Origin of the sequence: Spongiibacter pelagi, from assembly GCF_014705705.1 — a bacterium.
GTDB lineage: Bacteria > Pseudomonadota > Gammaproteobacteria > Pseudomonadales > Spongiibacteraceae > Spongiibacter > Spongiibacter pelagi.
This window is the reverse complement of the sequence record NZ_JACXLD010000003.1, coordinates 349,456-365,304: the sequence shown is the minus strand read 5'-3', so window position 1 is coordinate 365,304 and position 15,849 is coordinate 349,456. Positions and strand designations below refer to the sequence as shown.

Genomic DNA, 15,849 nt, shown 5'->3' with positions numbered 1-15,849 from the left:
GTCAGTTAATCGACCCCTGATAAAACCACTGCTCGGCGATTAGTTACGATCGATGTAAGGTACAAATTTTTCAGAGAAAATATCGCGACCTACGATCAGCTTCATCACTTCTGAAGTACCCGCAAAAATACGGGTGATACGCGCATCGGTGTACATGCGAGAGATGGGGTACTCGTCCATGTAACCGGCACCGCCGTGCAGCTGAACGCCTTCGTCAACCATGCGACACAGCACTTCTGAGGTAAACAGTTTCGCTTTGGCCGCGTCTTCTGCCGTCAGCTTGCCGATATTGAACGCAGCAACACAAGCGTCAACGTGGGCTTGGGCAACGTCGATTTCAGTGCGCAGCTCAGCCAGTTTGAACTGAGTGTTTTGCATGAAAGACAGTGGCTTGCCGAAAACTTTACGCTCCATCACGAATTCGCGAGTCACTTCAAACGCTTTCTGTGCGCCAGAGATAAAACCACAGGCACCGATCAGACGCTCTTCCGCCAGACCTTGCATCAGGTAGATGAAGCCTTTAGTTGGATCGCCCAGTACGTTGGCTTTTGGCACTTTCACATCGTTGAAGAACATTTCAGCGGTGTCTTGCGCCTTCATGCCCATTTTCTTCAGATTACGGCCACGCTCGAAACCTTCCATGCCGCGCTCAACCAGGAACAGGCCCATCGCGTGTGGGTTGTTTTCTGGATCAGTTTTAGCCGCAACAACCACTAGGTCAGCGTTGATACCGTTACTGATGTAGGTTTTAGAACCGTTCAGCAACCAGTAGTCGCCCATGTCTTTCGCGGTAGACTTCATACCGGCCAAGTCAGAACCCGCATCAGGCTCAGTCATGGCAACAGCCAGAATGCACTCACCAGTTACACACTTAGGCAGGAAGCGGTCTTTCTGCTCTTCGTTACCAAAGCGAGTCAGGTAAGGGCCAACCAGACGGCTGTGCAAAGTGTTAGTCCAGTCGCCAGCGTAAACGTTGGCAGTTTCTTCAATGATGATTTGCTCAAAGCGGAAGTCTTCATCGCCCATACCGCCGTACTTCTCTTCTGGCCATACCATCAGGAAGCCTTGCTCACCGGCTTTGGTGTAGATCTCGCGATCCACAATGCCCTGCTCGCGCCAGCGCTCTACATTCGGCGCAACTTCTTTGTCCAGGAATTTGCGGTAAGCATCCCGGAACATGATTTGGTCTTCAGTAAAATTACGTGGAAGCATGTTAATAAAATCCTGTCAGTGAAACTTTGTTTTAAAAATAATGTTTTTTAAGAAACCTGATTTATGTAGCGAGCGCTGCAAGATTGGCTACTGCCGGAGCACAGGACGCGGAATTTACACGTAGTAAATGAGCATTCCGAGCACCGCCAGCAGTCAAGATTGCGAGCGCAGCAATAAATCATGCTTACATGAACAGCTCACCCTTCTCGGCTTTATCTGCCAGCACTTGAGGTACCGCAAAACGCTCGCCGTACTTCTCTGCCAGCTCAGCCAGACGGTTAGCAAACGCTTTAACGCCGTAGCTGTTGATGTACTGGAGTACACCGCCAGTGTGAGGTGGGAAACCAATGCCCATGATGGAACCAATGTTGGCGTCAGCCACGGTGTTCATTACACCTTCTTCGTAGCAGCGCAGGCTTTCTACGATCTGACGGAACAACAGGCGGTCTTTCACGTCTTGCACTGGCAGGCTTACGTCTTTGTTGTAGAACCAGTTGTAGATTTCTGGCCAGAGGGTTTTCTCGCCACCTTGTGGGTAGTCGTAGTAACCGCCACCATGGAAGCGACCTGCACGATCGTTGTCCATCATTTTCTTGGCCAGACGGTAACCGGCGTTGTCTTTGGCAAACTCATGGCCCAGACGCTTGTCCAGTTCCATATTGGTTTCGTTGGCTTTAACGGTTAGCTGTTGGCTAACTTCGTCTTGCACCGCCAGAGGACCTACAGGCATACCTACGGCTTTACCCAGGTTCTCGATAACAACTGGATCAACGCCTTCTTCAATCAGCAGAGCGCCTTCATCTATGTAGGTAGCGAAAACGCGTGAAGTAAAGAAGCCGCGTGAGTCGTTAACCACGATTGGGGTTTTGCGAATTTGCTGTGAGTAATCAAAGGCGCGTGCCAGAGTCTCATCGGACGTTTTCTCACCCACGATGATCTCAACCAGTGGCATTTTGTCGACTGGAGAGAAGAAGTGAATACCGATGAAGTTTTCAGGCTTGATTGATGGCTCGGCCAGCAGAGTAATTGGCAGCGTAGAAGTGTTTGAACCCCACACGCCGTTCTCAGCCAGTTTAGGCTCCAGCTCTTTAGTGATGTTGTGTTTCAGATCAACGTTTTCGAATACCGCTTCGATGATCAGGTCACAGCCTTGCAGTGCATCCGCGTCTGCGGTTGCAGTGATCAGGCTCAGTACGCCAGCCGCTTTATCGGCATCCATACGGCCTTTTTCAACGCGCTTGTTCAGCAGGTTTTCGGTGTAGGCTTTACCTTTGTCAGCTGCTTCTTGGCTGATGTCTTTCAGTACCACTTCGATACCGGCCATTGCAGAAACGTAAGCAATACCTTGGCCCATCATGCCGGCACCCAGTACACCTACTTTCTTAACTTTGGATTTCTCGATGCCTTTTGGACGGCTGCCGCCACCGTTGACCTGATTCATTTGCAGGAAGAAGGTCATCAGGTTTTTCGCGGTTGGCTCAGTCAGCAGGCTAACAAAAGCACGGGTTTCCATGATTTGCGCAGTGTCGAAATCCACACGCAGTGCAGAGCTAACTACGTCCAGAATTTTAACGGCCGCAGGAATCAGACCACGGGTTTTCTGGAACAACATTGGGCTAGCGCCCTGAATCATCTGAGAGATGTTTGGGCGAGTGATGTTGCCACCGGGGATTTTGTAGCCTTTCACATCCCAAGGGTTGCACGCTTCAGGATTGGCCTTAATCCACGCCTTGGCTTTGGCAATCATGTCGTCAGCGTCGGTCGCCAACTCTTCGACCAGGTTGTTTTGCAGCGCTTTCTGCGCGTTAAAACGTGTGCCTTCCAACAGCGGCATAATGGCGCGTTCTGCACCCAGCTTGTTTACCAAACGCACAACACCGCCGCCACCAGGCAGCAAACCCAGGCTAACTTCTGGCAGACCAACCTGAACGGCTTTGCTGTCCAGCGCTACGCGGTGGTGACAAGCCAAACAGATTTCATAACCGCCACCCAGTGCCGCGCCGTTAATGGCGGCAACAACAGGCTTGCCCAGTTTTTCAAGACGACGCAGCTGGCCTTTGATTACCAGGTTCATGTCGTACATGTTTTTCACATCGTCGCCGGGCTGAATAGTCAGCATGCTCTTGATGTCGCCACCGGCAAAGAAAGTCCCTTTGGCAGAAGTCAGCACCACACCGGCAACGCTGTCTTTCTCGGCTTCCAGACGATCAACTGTCTCGCCCATCAGCTTTACGTACTCTTCGTTCATCGCGTTAACCGGACCGCTCATGTCCATGGTTACCGTGACGATATTGTCGGCATCTTTTTCGTAGTTAAATGTTCCAGTCATTGGATTACCTATTCATCAAATTTAGTGGACGGGAGTAAGGGGAAATAAATCGCCTTACACGCGCTCAATAATGGTTGCGATACCCATGCCGCCACCCACACACAGGGTAACCAGGCCGGTTTTCAGATCGCGACGCTCCAGTTCATCCAGCACGGTACCAATCAGCATGCCGCCGGTTGCGCCCAGTGGGTGACCCATGGCGATTGCGCCACCGTTCACATTGATTTTTTCCCAAGGGAATTGAGTGTCTTTCTGGAAGCGCAGAGCAACAGAAGCAAACGCTTCGTTGATTTCTACCAGATCGATATCGTCGATAGTCATGCCCGCTTTTTGCAGTGCTTTAAACGTCGCTGGGCCGGGGCCAGTCAGCATGATGGTAGATTCGGTGCTGGTTACCGCCGTGGCAACAATGCGCGCACGTGGTTTCAGACCAATTTTCTCACCCGCCGCTTTGCTACCGATCAGTACAGCAGAGGCACCGTCTACAACACCGGAAGAGTTGCCCGCGTGGTGAACGTGCTCGATTTTAGAAACCTGTGGGTACTTGCTGATAGCAACATCGTCAAAACCCAGGCTGCCGTGCATTTGGAAAGATGGCTTCAGCGCAGACAGTGACTCAACAGTCGTGCCGGGCTTGATGAAGTCGTCTTTTGCCAGAATGGTGAAACCATTCAGGTCTTTTACTGGCAATACAGACTTGTCGAAGAAGCCCGCTTCACGAGCCGCCGCAGCGCGCTCTTGTGAACGCACAGCAAATTCGTCCAGCTGAGTACGGCTGAAACCTTCAATCGCCGCGATCAGGTCAGCACTTACGCCCTGAGGAATAAAGCCAGTATCGAATGCGGTTTGTGGATCTTCACCCCAAGCACCACCGTTGCTGCCCATAGGCACGCGAGACATGCTCTCAACACCACCGGAAACAACTAGCTCTTCCCAGCCAGAAGCAATTTTCATGGCGCCGAGGTTTACCGCTTCCAGACCAGAGGCGCAGAAACGATCCAACTGAAACGCAGGAACAGACTCGTCCCAGCCCGCTTTGGCCAGTGCTGTCTTTGGCATACAGCCGCCCTGCTCGCCAACTGGCATAACACAACCCATTACTACATCGTCAACCAGAGAGGTGTCGAGGCTGTGGCGGTCGCGCAGACCGTTCAGCAGACCAGCCAACAGATCGATTGGCTTAACTTCACTCAGGGCGCCGGCGCCCATCTTTCCCCGAGAGCGGGGGGTACGCACTGCATCATAGATATAGGCGGTATTGCTCATAGCATCTTCCTATTTGGTGTGGACAGAAAAAAAGTGATGCTAAGACTGAGCCTTTAGAGCGCAAGGAACAATGATACTCAATGACATCTGATAGACATTTAATTACAATTCACAGGGAGAAATTCATTGCACAAATAGTAATCAATTCGTCATTAAACCCACTTATTCTTACAAATTGACCAAACTATGAGCATTCCTTCTAACCGAAGTATCTCGATCTGCTTTGTTAAGGCCTTAATCGCCAAATCGAATTTGAGCGAAAGCGCCAAACAGTCACTATTACTAGAGGCAAACATCAATCCAGCGTCGTTAGAAACCGAGAGAACGCGAGTTTCACCAGCGCAATTTGCCCAACTTTACGAATTAATTTGTCTCAAAACCTTGGATTTTTCACTGGGTTATTACCAGCGCCCGGTGACCAAAGGCGTTACCGAGACGATGGCGCGCTACTGCCGCGAAGCTGACAATCTGCTACAAGCCGTTGAGCGCAATGTGGAATTTTACAATCTGTTTGAGACCGGCTTTCGGCTGAGCTTTCAATTGCGTGATCGCTACGCCTTTTATCGCATGGAGCCCACCGAAGAAAATGCCGAACTCGACACCTGGCTTTATGAACACCACCTTATGGTCAGCCACCGAATTTTCTGTTGGCTTACCGGCACCCCTTTCCCGCTGCTGCGGGTGAATTTAGGTTACGCGCCTCCCGCTCACCGAGAGGAATATCACTACCTATTCCACTGCGAATACCGCTTTGAGCAATCGCACCATGAAATGATTTTTGATCGCCAGTATTTGAATTTGCCCTTGGTGAGAGGCCCCGCCGAACTGGAAGATTACCTGCGGCGAATGCCTTATGAGTTTTTGAAGGTGCCGGAGCAGGAAAGCAGTTACACCACTCAGATTCGAAAATACCTGAAGCGGGCACTACCGGCACTGCCCAGTTACGATCAGATCGCCAACTCACTGGGGCTAACACCGCAAACCCTGCGCCGCCGTTTGGCACTGGAAGGCTGTGATTACCGACAATTGAAGAGTGAGTTTTTACGAGAGACGGCAATTTCCATGCTTAATGATGCCCATGCCGACATCACCAGCATTTCTTACCAACTAGGTTTTTCTGAACCGAGTGCGTTTATCCGCTCATTTAAAAGCTGGACGGGAACAACCCCCCACGCTTATCGGCAATCGGTATTGCAGTAAGGTTTTCATTAGTCCCGTTGCAATACCGATCCCGCACTTAAACACCAAACAGATTACAGCGTTTTCAGGTATTCAATAATCGCGCGACGCTCGGTGTCGGTCAGCACCGCCGTAAAGTCGTGACCCTGATTGCCCTGACTATAAAGGTGGGTATTAAACACCTTCCGATTTTCGATAGTCTGGTTGTCCATATTCAGCGCCGTAGGACGCGGCAGGTTCCAGGTAATACCAATCAGCTTGTAGAACTCACCCAGTAATAATTGCAGTGTTGAAGGCTGCTCTTCATTCATTGGGTCGCAATCTTGGTACGCCTGTGTGCCGGTATCGCCACAAGCCAATTCTTCGTATTTCCAGCCAAGTTTGCTCTGGTCATAAGCGCGGGCAAAACTGGTATCAAAACCCATCACCACCAAGCCTTCCTGATCGGGCCGCGCCGGCGTAGACACCCGCTTCCAAATATTCGGACGCTCACTGGAAGGGTCGAGCACACCCCAGATATTGGGCACCGAACCATTATGGAAATACGGCGCCGACGCCCAGGTTCCCCACAGTGGCGGCGCTAATAAAATTGGAGTGTTATCTTCGGTTTCACCGTAGTTACCGTGACCACACCACAGGAAGTGCTGGGCATCTGTCGCGGCCGGGAAACTGCCATCGGGATTACGCAAGCTCTGCATCGCCTCAGCATAAACCGGATCGGTACGCACCACTTCCATCGGCAAAGTGTAGGCGGCAATACCGGCTAATTCCGGTGTATCAAGATAGTTGGGATCATTGGTATAACGTGGCGAATAAGCACCGTGGCAGCTAGCACAGGAGCCATTGCCTTTCTCCGGGCGCGGCGCAGGGTTATCTAAACCCGCCGCCCACAGATCTTTTGCGTGGAATAAAACCGCGCCCGCCTCAGCGAGCTGGGTATTAATTTGACCGGGATATTTTGGCGGCTCTTGAGTTTCTGCCCATACTTCAAACGGCCCGGAATGTTCGTCATTCCACGCCAAGGCTTCGGCATCATTACCACTCAAGCTGGCCGCCAAATCGTAATAGGCCGCCAAATCAATACGCGAGGCATCGGTGGGCAAAATGGCACCGTGGAACTTCTGGGTGCGATAGGCCAAATTCCACCACGGCGGGCTTTTGATATTGCCGATCGCCGAACTCAGCAGAATTTTATCGTTGAGCAATAGTTCAGGATCACCACCGCTAAACAACACAAACGCCAACTGGAAAAAGTCGATGGCACCGGTGCCCCGGTTCTCCGAAATGGTAATGGCCGAGATCGGGTTTACCGTACCACCGCCTTCCTGGGTTTGGTTGAGGTCGAAACCGGAAACCGTGAAATCACCAATACTGCCAGCACCACCGAGAATTGGCCCCAGCCCCGGCGCATCAATTTGGCCACCGTGACAGGTAATACACACCTTGGTGCCTATTTCGCCGGTCCACGTTCCATCGGGTTCTCTGATTTGGGTGTAAAACAAGGGCAACTGCCCAGAGCCGCCATTGCTAGTATTGGGATCTTCACCGGGCAGCGGATAGGGATTGCGCCACGGCGTTTCCGGGGAGCCGTGACGCTGCGCCACCAGCTCGTCAAAATTATCGGGGCGTTCTTCCAAGCCCCAGACTTGCCACATATTGTTGTAGTCTTCCGCAGCAACGCCACTGGGCACCTCTTGCCCGCCCGCGAAGGAAATCGGCGAACCGACTTCACCATTCCCATAAGCAACAAACTCACCCAGCTCGGCTTGTTCACGCAGCTCGCCGCAGGTAGTTGGGTGTGAAACAGCAATATCGCAACTGCGCCAATAGGCGTTAAAGCCTACCGCCTTACCTTCGTTTACACCGGGCACAACAAGTGTGCGCGGGTCGCGCGGCAGCACCGCATTGTCTGCCTTGCCTTTACAAAAATTTGACCACGTACTGCCGCCACGCTGTTCTGCCAAAAGCGGAAAGCCGCTGGTATTTTGCGGTTCAGTTCCTGTGTTAGTTAAAGGCGTAGAAGTTGAACTTTTGCCGCCGCAAGCAGTGAGAAATAGCGAGAAAGCCGCCGCTGTAATCACAGCAGAGGAAGACAGGCGAGACATGCTAGAACTCCCAAGTTATTTTAATCAGAGGGATTTTTAATCAGGCTTTAGTATGCGGTTTGTCGCAATCACCCTCTAGCACTCAGGCGCCACGATTTGTGTTTTTACGCCGCCTGACTTTTTACACATAAAATAAGTGGCAAGAAAATCAGGCATAAAAAAGCCCGGTCTCCTCGCGGAGAACCGGGCAAATAGTCTTTAGGACTATAGGTAAATCGAGCTTAGAAGTTTCCGCGCAGAGTCACACCATAGGTGCGTGGCGCTGAAACGTAAGCGTTGTGGTCGTAGTCGTTACCCACGTTTTGCAGTGGCGAGTTGAAATGCTGAGTGACATAACGCTCGTCAGTACAGTTCTGGCACCACAGGTTTAGCGACATGCCCAGAGATTCGTGCATCACACCCATGGTGAAGGCCAGCTCGGTGATTGCATCGCGCATTTCATTGTTCGCCGGGTTAGTGAACTGCTCCCCGGAGTAGTAGGCAGCAATACGGCCGCGCAGGGTCAGCTCGCTGGTCAGCGGCTGATCCAGAGTCAGAGACAGGTTACCCACCAATTCTGGTGCTTGCGCAAAGCGACGACCAGACAGTGAAGCAGGAGTACCCAACGCTTCGGCAGTTAGCTTTTCAGACTCACCAAAATTAGCTTCTGGCAAATAGGTTACATCCATACCCAAAGTCAGCGAGTTAGTCAGCACAAACTGGTTTTCCATTTCCAGACCGTAAACAGTGGCTTCTGGAGAGTTCAGAATACTGAAAGCCAGACCGTCGAAGTTAGCCACTTGCAGGTCTTCCAGTTCATTGTAGAACGCGGCGAAGTTGCTACGCGCACGACCTTCAAAGTACTCGGTTTTCAGACCCAGCTCATAACCGGTGATGAATTCTGAATCGTAGTTAGGATCGTTTGGCGTACAGTCACCATTCACGGCACAGGTTGCTTCATCGGGGTTATCACCCACGCTACCTGCCGCTTGGTTATCCAAGTTCACACCACCAGACTTGTAACCCAGGCTGTAAGAAAGGTAGGCCATAGTGTCATCGTTGAACTGGTAACGCAGTGCGAACTGACCGCTAACCGCAGAGTCATCGTAGTCGTTATCGTACTCAGGGCCCGGCTGGGCACCGAGCAGACGGAATGGATCAACCGGGTTGGCAGTGAAGAAGCGACGCTTCATTGCACCGGTTTTTTCGTCTTTAGAGTAACGAATACCTGCGGTGGCACTCCAGGTATCAGTGAAGTCGAAATTCCAGTGCATAAAAGCTGCGTAAGAGCGACCCGTACCCGACATATTAATGTCTGACACCAGACCTTCCTGCGCCAATGGAATCGCGCCGACCGGCACGCCCAAGCCAGAGAACACACCGACCAGATCACCCACCAACAGGCTTGCAGGAACCGGCAAACCTTGAGCCGCTAGCGCATAAGCCAGCAAGTATTCAGTGGCCTGATTACCCCATACCAGTTGGTGGTCAGCGTTGATTTTTTCATCGGCGAAGTAGATACCCATTACGTAATCAGCGTATTGGAAGGGGCCGAAATCAGTGAAGTCACCAGACAGGGTGAATTCCTGAGAGAACACTTCGGTTTCCAGTGATTCGTTAATGCCGAGGATATTGGCACCAGAGAAGTCAGCATCCATACCGTACTGCTCAATGCTCCACTCGCGGTAAGAGGTGACCGAGGTGACCGCCATGCCGTTGTCCAGCGCCCAATCGACATTGAACTGAATACCCTGATCGCTCACACTTTGGTCAGTGTCATTGCTCAGCGCTTGCTCGTAGTCATCAAAGTTTTTAGAGGGCACATTGTGACCTGCCGCAACGGTCAGATCATCAATATAACTCTGCATGGGGCCATCTACATCATCCACCTGACCGTAACAGCAGTTGGCATCTTCCGATGACCAATCAATAATCATACGCAGAGTCAGATTGTCGGTCGCATCGGTCAAAAACTGGAATTTAGCGGCGCGAGGATGGCTGTCGTTAAAGTCACCGCCGTCAGAGTTTTTGATAAAGCCTTCTTTATTGCCATACAGACCGGCAACACGGATAGCGCTGCTTTCACCAACGGGCTGGTTGTAAGCCGCACGAATCATTTCCTTGCCGTAGTTACCCACAGTGACTTCGTAGCTGCCTTCAACCGCTTCTGGGGTTGGCGCTTTACTATTGATAATCAAAGCACCCGCAGAGGTGTTTTTACCAAACAGCGTACCCTGTGGACCGCGCAGTACCTGCAGGCTTTCGATATCCAACCAGTTCTGCATCGCCTGACCGGCGCGAGTACGGTAAACACCGTCAAAGAAAACCCCTACCGCACCTTCAAAGCTGCGGTTATTACCCACGGTACCGATACCGCGGATAAAGATGTTCGCACTGTTTGCCGCACTGTTAGTGACGTCAAATTTAATACTGGGTGAAATCGCCTGAATATTGCCTACGCTGTCTACCTGCGCAAAGGCCATATCTTCTTCAGTTGCCGCCGTTACCGCTACAGGAACTTCCTGCATGCTTTCGGCACGACGCGTTGCGGTAACCACGACTTCTTCCAGCATACGGGCACCAGAATCCTGTGCCATAACCGGTGTCGCCGCCAGTGAGGATAGAACGGCAGCAATGCCGATCACGAGGGGGTTGCGGGCTTGCTTCATTATCTTGGGCTCCCTTTGTCTGCAAGCAGGGTCGGTTTGATTTCCAAACCACGGGTAATACTAGCCGAGAATAATGACGACAAAGGGAAATAGATAATAGGCAATGGATGCCAGACTTGGTTCCTTAGCACACAGAAAAGTGCGCCCGGTGAAGACGCATTTCTCAGCTCAGTTTAGGTGGGAAATTGGCTGCACTCAGGCCATTTTCAATACCGCTTTCACCGCTTTACCCGAGTGCATATCCGCCACCGCCTGATTGATAGCGGTAAAGGGATAGCTAGTAACAAGCTTCTCCAGTGGCAACTGGCCGTTGCGGTAATACTCGATCATTTGCGGTACAAACTCGGCCGGCACCGCATTGCCCTCGATAACCCCTTCGAGTTTCTTGCCGGTCATCATGAACATATTCATATCAAAGTTCAGTTTGGTTTCCGGTTTGCCCACCCCAACCAGCACCATATGGCCCTGTTTTTTCATGCCATCAATAGCCGAGGAGATAACTTGAGGCACGCCAGTGGTATCCAGCACATAATTGGCGCCGCCCAAGGCCAGCAATTGCTCAGTAAGATTCCCCTCAGCACCATTAATGATATGCGTTGCGCCCAGCTCGCTGGCCAGTTCCAAACGGGATTCCATCAAATCCACAGCGATAATTGGATCACAGCCGGCAATTTTGCCCGCAATGATCGCGGCTAAGCCAACCGTGCCACAGCCAATCACTACCAGACTTTTATTAGCCTGCGCTTTCATCGCCAGCAGCACCGCGCCCATACCGGTTTGCACACCACAGGCCAACGGCGCCATCAGTTCGGCAGGCAGGGAATCATCCAGCTTGACCAAATTCACGGTAGACGCCACGCAGTAATTGGCAAAAGAAGATTGCGCAAAGAAATGCCCAGTCATGGGTTTGCCATTCTGGGAAACCGGCGAGCTGCCATCCAGACGCATACCCACAAAATAGGCCAAGCCATTGTCACAGTAACCCGGCGCACCGGTATTGCAGTTACCGCACTGACCGCAGGAGCCAAAGCTCATCAACACCCGGTCGCCAACTTGATAATCACTGACACCCTCACCCAATTTCTCGATACAGCCTACGCCTTCATGCCCTAACACCGCAGGCAATGGCACCGGCATATCTTGGTTACGCGCGGCAATATCAGTGTGGCAAATACCACAGGACTCGACTTTAACCAGCACTTCACCGGGGCCGGGCTCACCCAGCTCGCATGCTTCAATGGAGAAGTCCTGACCCGGTTCGCGGGCAATAGCGGCAGTAATTTTCATCATTAGTCTTTGAACTTAAAAGTAATCGGTAGTGAGCTTAAACCACTGACAAAGTGGCTGGGGATATAGCTCGGCTCACCATTTAAAGACAAGCTCTCCAACTGAGGCAATAACAGGCGCAGGAAAGTTTCCACTTCCATACGCGCAAGGTGCATACCCAGACAATTGTGGCGGCCATAACCAAAGGCCATATGTTTGGTGCTCTTGCGCGTGATATCAAATTCACCGGCGCGTTCAATGGCAGTTTCATCGCGATTGGCCGACTCGAAGAACATGGCCACAGTATCGCCTTTCTTCAATGGCACACCGCCCAGCTCGGTATCTTCCAACACAGTGCGAGCAAAATGTTTCACCGGGGAAACCCAGCGAATAATTTCATCTGCGGCTTGGGGATACAGCTCCGGATTGGCCAGCAGGAGCTCCATTTGCTTGGGGTTTTGAATCAGCGCCTGAATACCACCGGCCAAACTTGCGCTCGTAGTATCGTGCCCTGCGGTAGACAGCAACACAAAGTAAGACGTCAACGTAAAGTGATCGATCAACTCGCCATCTAAAGTCGCATTGGACAACAGACTGGCAATATCATCTTTTGGATTGGCTCGGCGATCTTCAATCAGCAGGGTGAAATATTCGCCCATTGCGGTAATGGTTTCGAAAAACACCGCCATCACGTCTTTTTCTTCGGTCGCGAAAGCATCGGGCGCGAACAGCGCTTGGGTGAGGCCAAGGATTTTCGCTTCGTCTTCTTCCGGAATACCGATCAATTGCAGCACGACCCGCAGCGGATACCAAAAAGCGATATCGGTGGCGAAATCACACTTGCCGTCCATGCCTTTCATACGCTCAATAAAACCGGCGGCCAGTTCTTCAACATGACCGCGCAGCTTGCTGATATTGGCGGGCATAAACCAATCGCGGGTGATTTTACGCAGCTCCATATGGCGCGGGCCATCCATATGCACCAGCGTTTTCACGCCCATGATTTCGCCGAAACGCTCTTGGTTTTCTTTTTCTAGCGCTTCTAAAATCAAAATGGCGCGAGGCTCGGCTGAGAACAACTGAGGGTTGGATTCGATATAGCGAATGTCTTCCAAACGGGTTACCGCCCAGTAGGGGCGAATCCCTTCTGGCTCGACCAGACTTACTGGCGCGGTTTCGCGCAGCTCGGCCAATTTACCTTTGATATCTACAGGATTGGCGTAAGCCAGTGCTTCGCTGAGGATAGCTGAACTCAGGTTGCTCATTGGAATTCCTTGTGGGGATCGGCGGGCCGTGACCGGCCCGCGTTTATTAATGGGATTACATTGTCGCCTTGATGCTGATACCCAACTGGCGGGGCTCATTGATATAGGCGTTATAGGAGCCTTTCTGCACTGGTGCCGCGAAGTAGATAGTGCGGTAGGTCACGTCAGTACAGTTTTTACAGAACAGGCTCACGTCAATTTCACGCTCGCCGAAATAGCGGAACCCCATGCCCACATCCCACAAGGTATAAGGACCTTGGGTAGGCTCATCTGGGGTGTCTGGGCTGGCCCAATGCTCACCGCTATACGACGCTGAAATACGACCGTAACCGCCAATATATTGGGTAATTGGACGCTCGTAAGTTGCCACGGCTACCGCAGATAAATCTGGCGCACGTGGAGTTTGACGACCATCCAAGTGACGAACCGCATCAGGCGCATCGCCCAAGTCAGCAAACTCGGCGCGCATATAAGTGATGTTCAGCTCGGTACGCAGCGCGTCAGTCACTTGTACGGTGTTTTCAATTTCAATACCGCGAGACGTTGCTTCACCGGTGTTCTGGGTAAAGAAGTTAAACCCGTTAAAGAAGTTGATTTGCAGGTTTTCGTAAAGGGTATCGAACACCGCGATATTGGTTTGCGCACGACCTTCCCAGTAACGGGTTTTCAAACCCAGCTCCCAGCTAGTGGCGTATTCAGGATCGTAGGTGGTGTTTTGCAGGTTAGCCGCTTCTTGAAACAAGTTAACCGCACCCGCTTTATAGCCTTTGGAGAACGTCAGATAACCCATTACGTCTTCCGCAAATTCGTACTGACCGGAAACGGTACTGGTAACAACACTGCTGGAATACTCGTCATAAAAACTGGGCGAGTTATAGATGGTGTTCAAGTCCAGTGCGTTACGCGGCGTGGTTATGTCGCCACTTGGCGCCGTGCCAATCAAACCCGTAGATACAATCAACTGCGCCAGCTCTGAGTTATACCAGTAGACTTGGTCGTAACCGCCATCTTTGCGGTCTTCGCTGTAACGCGCACCGGCCACCAAGGTAAAACCATTATCAAAAGAGGTTTGGGTGTGAATAAACACCGCCGCTGAACTGGCGTCTTGGTAGTAACCATCTTCCAGAATGCGTTGGTTCGCTGTTGCGGGGAAGAGGTCAAAAGACTGAATACCCAGCGGTGCACCAATCATGCTAAGCAATGCGGTACAACCTAAAGTTTGTCCGGGTGGGCGACAAATTGGCGCGGTATTCACATCCAAGCCCAGCATTTCAGTCAGCGCCTTGGTGGTCAGGAAGCTGGCGTAATTATTGGAGTCGGTATCCGATTCAAAAATACGGGTGCTCTCGTAGGTTTCTTCCGAGTAGTAAACACCGGCAACAATGTCGACAATGCCGATCGAGGTGCTGAAGTTCAACTCCTGTGACCAGAAATCAATTTTGCTCGGCTCGCTCAGGGTCAGAATATGGGCTGGACCAAAGTCCGCGTCGCCTTTTACTTGCTCGTCTTTAAACTGACGCACACCGGTAACCGATTTAATATCGACATTCTCCAGCGACCACTGAACATTCCACGCCAGCCCCATGTCTTCGCGCAATTCTTGTGAGCGGGCATTGTTATTGGTCAGGCGTTGGTCTTCCGCGTAATCAGCGGTGTAGAAATCCAGACCGCGTAGATTGGCATAGTATTTCAGATCTTCGGTCAGCGGGCCGCTCACTACCTGCACACTACCCCAGCAACAGCCGGCATCGGATTTGGAGTAATCCAGTGTCAGCCAAGATTCCAGATTATCAGTTACATCCCACAACCACTGAAACTTGGCACTGATGCGGTCAGTTTGATTATAGGTGCGATCGTTCTGCTGACGGCTGCGCAGGAAACCGTCTTGACGGTTGCTCACCACCGACATGCGCACGGCGTTGCGATCGCCCAGCGGCAGGTTTACCGCCGAGGCCAAATATTGCTTATTGTAGTTACCCATCAGCAATTCGATGCTGCTGCTGTAATCTTCAATACTGGGCTTCATGCTATTCAAAGACAGCGCACCGGCAACGGTGTTTTTACCGAACAGCGTCCCCTGTGGGCCGCGCAATAATTCAAGGCCGCCGATATCGTTCATATCTTGAAGGGCCATACCGGAGCGCGAGCGGTAAACACCGTCGATAAACACCCCGACCGCACCTTCAAAAGTACGGCCGTTACCCACGGTACCAATACCGCGAATTTTCAAACTTGAGTTCTGTGAGCTTTGTCCGGTATCAAAACTGATGCTGGGGTTTACGTCGGTTAAGTCGGCAACATCAAACACGCCCGCTTCACGCATGGCTTCCGATGACATTGCAGTGATGGCGATAGGAACGTCCTGCGCACTCTGGGTCCGCTTTTGCGCGGTCACCACCACTTCTTCAAGCGCGGCGGCAGAGACCAAGCCCGCTTGAGCCATCAATACCACTCCCAGTACCTTTCGGATTCCTTTGGTCATGCCAATTCCTCAAGTTTCATTATTTAATTGTTATCAGAAAGCATAAACAGCGTGGCCTATTAGCGATTGGAAATTCACGCCATAGGAACGCTGTTTG

Annotated in this window: 9 protein-coding genes; 1 reads left to right on the top strand and 8 read right to left on the bottom strand. The window is 51.7% G+C overall.

From position 1 onward, the window contains the following. Nucleotides 1–39: 39 nt before the first annotated feature. The 3 genes from IB286_RS07830 to IB286_RS07820 all read right to left on the bottom strand — a co-directional run bounded on the left by IB286_RS07830 (nucleotide 40) and on the right by IB286_RS07820 (nucleotide 4,807). On the bottom strand, nucleotides 40–1,212 hold the full coding sequence (locus tag IB286_RS07830; RefSeq protein ID WP_190764224.1) for an acyl-CoA dehydrogenase family protein: 1,173 nt from the start codon (nucleotides 1,210–1,212) through the stop codon (nucleotides 40–42). Nucleotides 1,213–1,396: 184 nt separating this feature from the next. Further along, nucleotides 1,397–3,541, bottom strand: coding sequence for a 3-hydroxyacyl-CoA dehydrogenase NAD-binding domain-containing protein (locus IB286_RS07825; RefSeq protein WP_190764222.1), 2,145 nt, complete (start codon nucleotides 3,539–3,541; stop codon nucleotides 1,397–1,399). Between the two features lie 54 nt (nucleotides 3,542–3,595). Further along, nucleotides 3,596–4,807 (bottom strand): acetyl-CoA C-acetyltransferase, encoded by a 1,212-nt coding sequence (locus tag IB286_RS07820; protein WP_190764220.1) that lies wholly within the window; start codon nucleotides 4,805–4,807, stop codon nucleotides 3,596–3,598. Between the two features lie 186 nt (nucleotides 4,808–4,993). Here IB286_RS07820 and IB286_RS07815 point away from each other — a divergent pair, with 186 nt between their 5' ends. After that, entirely contained in the window at nucleotides 4,994–6,007 is a 1,014-nt protein-coding gene (locus tag IB286_RS07815; RefSeq protein ID WP_190764218.1) for an AraC family transcriptional regulator, read from the top strand. 53 nt (nucleotides 6,008–6,060) lie between these two features. Here IB286_RS07815 and roxB read toward each other — a convergent pair whose 3' ends face one another. The 5 genes from roxB to IB286_RS07790 all read right to left on the bottom strand — a co-directional run bounded on the left by roxB (nucleotide 6,061) and on the right by IB286_RS07790 (nucleotide 15,752). Further along, nucleotides 6,061–8,091 (bottom strand): rubber dioxygenase RoxB, encoded by a 2,031-nt coding sequence (gene roxB / locus IB286_RS07810; RefSeq protein ID WP_190764217.1) that lies wholly within the window; start codon nucleotides 8,089–8,091, stop codon nucleotides 6,061–6,063. Nucleotides 8,092–8,312: 221 nt separating this feature from the next. Continuing rightward, a complete protein-coding gene (locus tag IB286_RS07805) occupies nucleotides 8,313–10,739 on the bottom strand; it encodes a TonB-dependent receptor (RefSeq protein WP_190764216.1) in 2,427 nt (808 codons plus the stop codon). 195 nt (nucleotides 10,740–10,934) lie between these two features. Further along, nucleotides 10,935–12,029: an NAD(P)-dependent alcohol dehydrogenase gene (locus IB286_RS07800; protein ID WP_190764215.1), complete on the bottom strand. Its 1,095-nt coding sequence runs from the start codon at nucleotides 12,027–12,029 to the stop codon at nucleotides 10,935–10,937. Beyond that, complete coding sequence (locus IB286_RS07795; RefSeq protein ID WP_190764214.1) at nucleotides 12,029–13,270, bottom strand: cytochrome P450; 1,242 nt, start codon at nucleotides 13,268–13,270, stop codon at nucleotides 12,029–12,031. Before IB286_RS07795 ends, IB286_RS07800 begins: the two co-directional genes overlap by 1 nt. A 55-nt stretch (nucleotides 13,271–13,325) precedes the next feature. Continuing rightward, nucleotides 13,326–15,752, bottom strand: coding sequence for a TonB-dependent receptor (locus tag IB286_RS07790; RefSeq protein WP_190764213.1), 2,427 nt, complete (start codon nucleotides 15,750–15,752; stop codon nucleotides 13,326–13,328). Between the last annotated feature and the right edge of the window lie 97 nt (nucleotides 15,753–15,849).

What these genes read in the sequence shown, in the direction of transcription:
- IB286_RS07830 (WP_190764224.1), bottom strand. Translation starts at nt 1,212, where the DNA reads ATGCTTCCACGTAATTTTACTGAAGACCAAATCATGTTCCGGGATGCT.
- IB286_RS07825 (WP_190764222.1), bottom strand. Translation starts at nt 3,541, where the DNA reads ATGACTGGAACATTTAACTACGAAAAAGATGCCGACAATATCGTCACG.
- IB286_RS07820 (WP_190764220.1), bottom strand. Translation starts at nt 4,807, where the DNA reads ATGAGCAATACCGCCTATATCTATGATGCAGTGCGTACCCCCCGCTCT.
- IB286_RS07815 (WP_190764218.1), top strand. Translation starts at nt 4,994, where the DNA reads ATGAGCATTCCTTCTAACCGAAGTATCTCGATCTGCTTTGTTAAGGCC.
- roxB (WP_190764217.1), bottom strand. Translation starts at nt 8,091, where the DNA reads ATGTCTCGCCTGTCTTCCTCTGCTGTGATTACAGCGGCGGCTTTCTCG.
- IB286_RS07805 (WP_190764216.1), bottom strand. Translation starts at nt 10,739, where the DNA reads ATGAAGCAAGCCCGCAACCCCCTCGTGATCGGCATTGCTGCCGTTCTA.
- IB286_RS07800 (WP_190764215.1), bottom strand. Translation starts at nt 12,029, where the DNA reads ATGATGAAAATTACTGCCGCTATTGCCCGCGAACCGGGTCAGGACTTC.
- IB286_RS07795 (WP_190764214.1), bottom strand. Translation starts at nt 13,270, where the DNA reads ATGAGCAACCTGAGTTCAGCTATCCTCAGCGAAGCACTGGCTTACGCC.
- IB286_RS07790 (WP_190764213.1), bottom strand. Translation starts at nt 15,752, where the DNA reads ATGACCAAAGGAATCCGAAAGGTACTGGGAGTGGTATTGATGGCTCAA.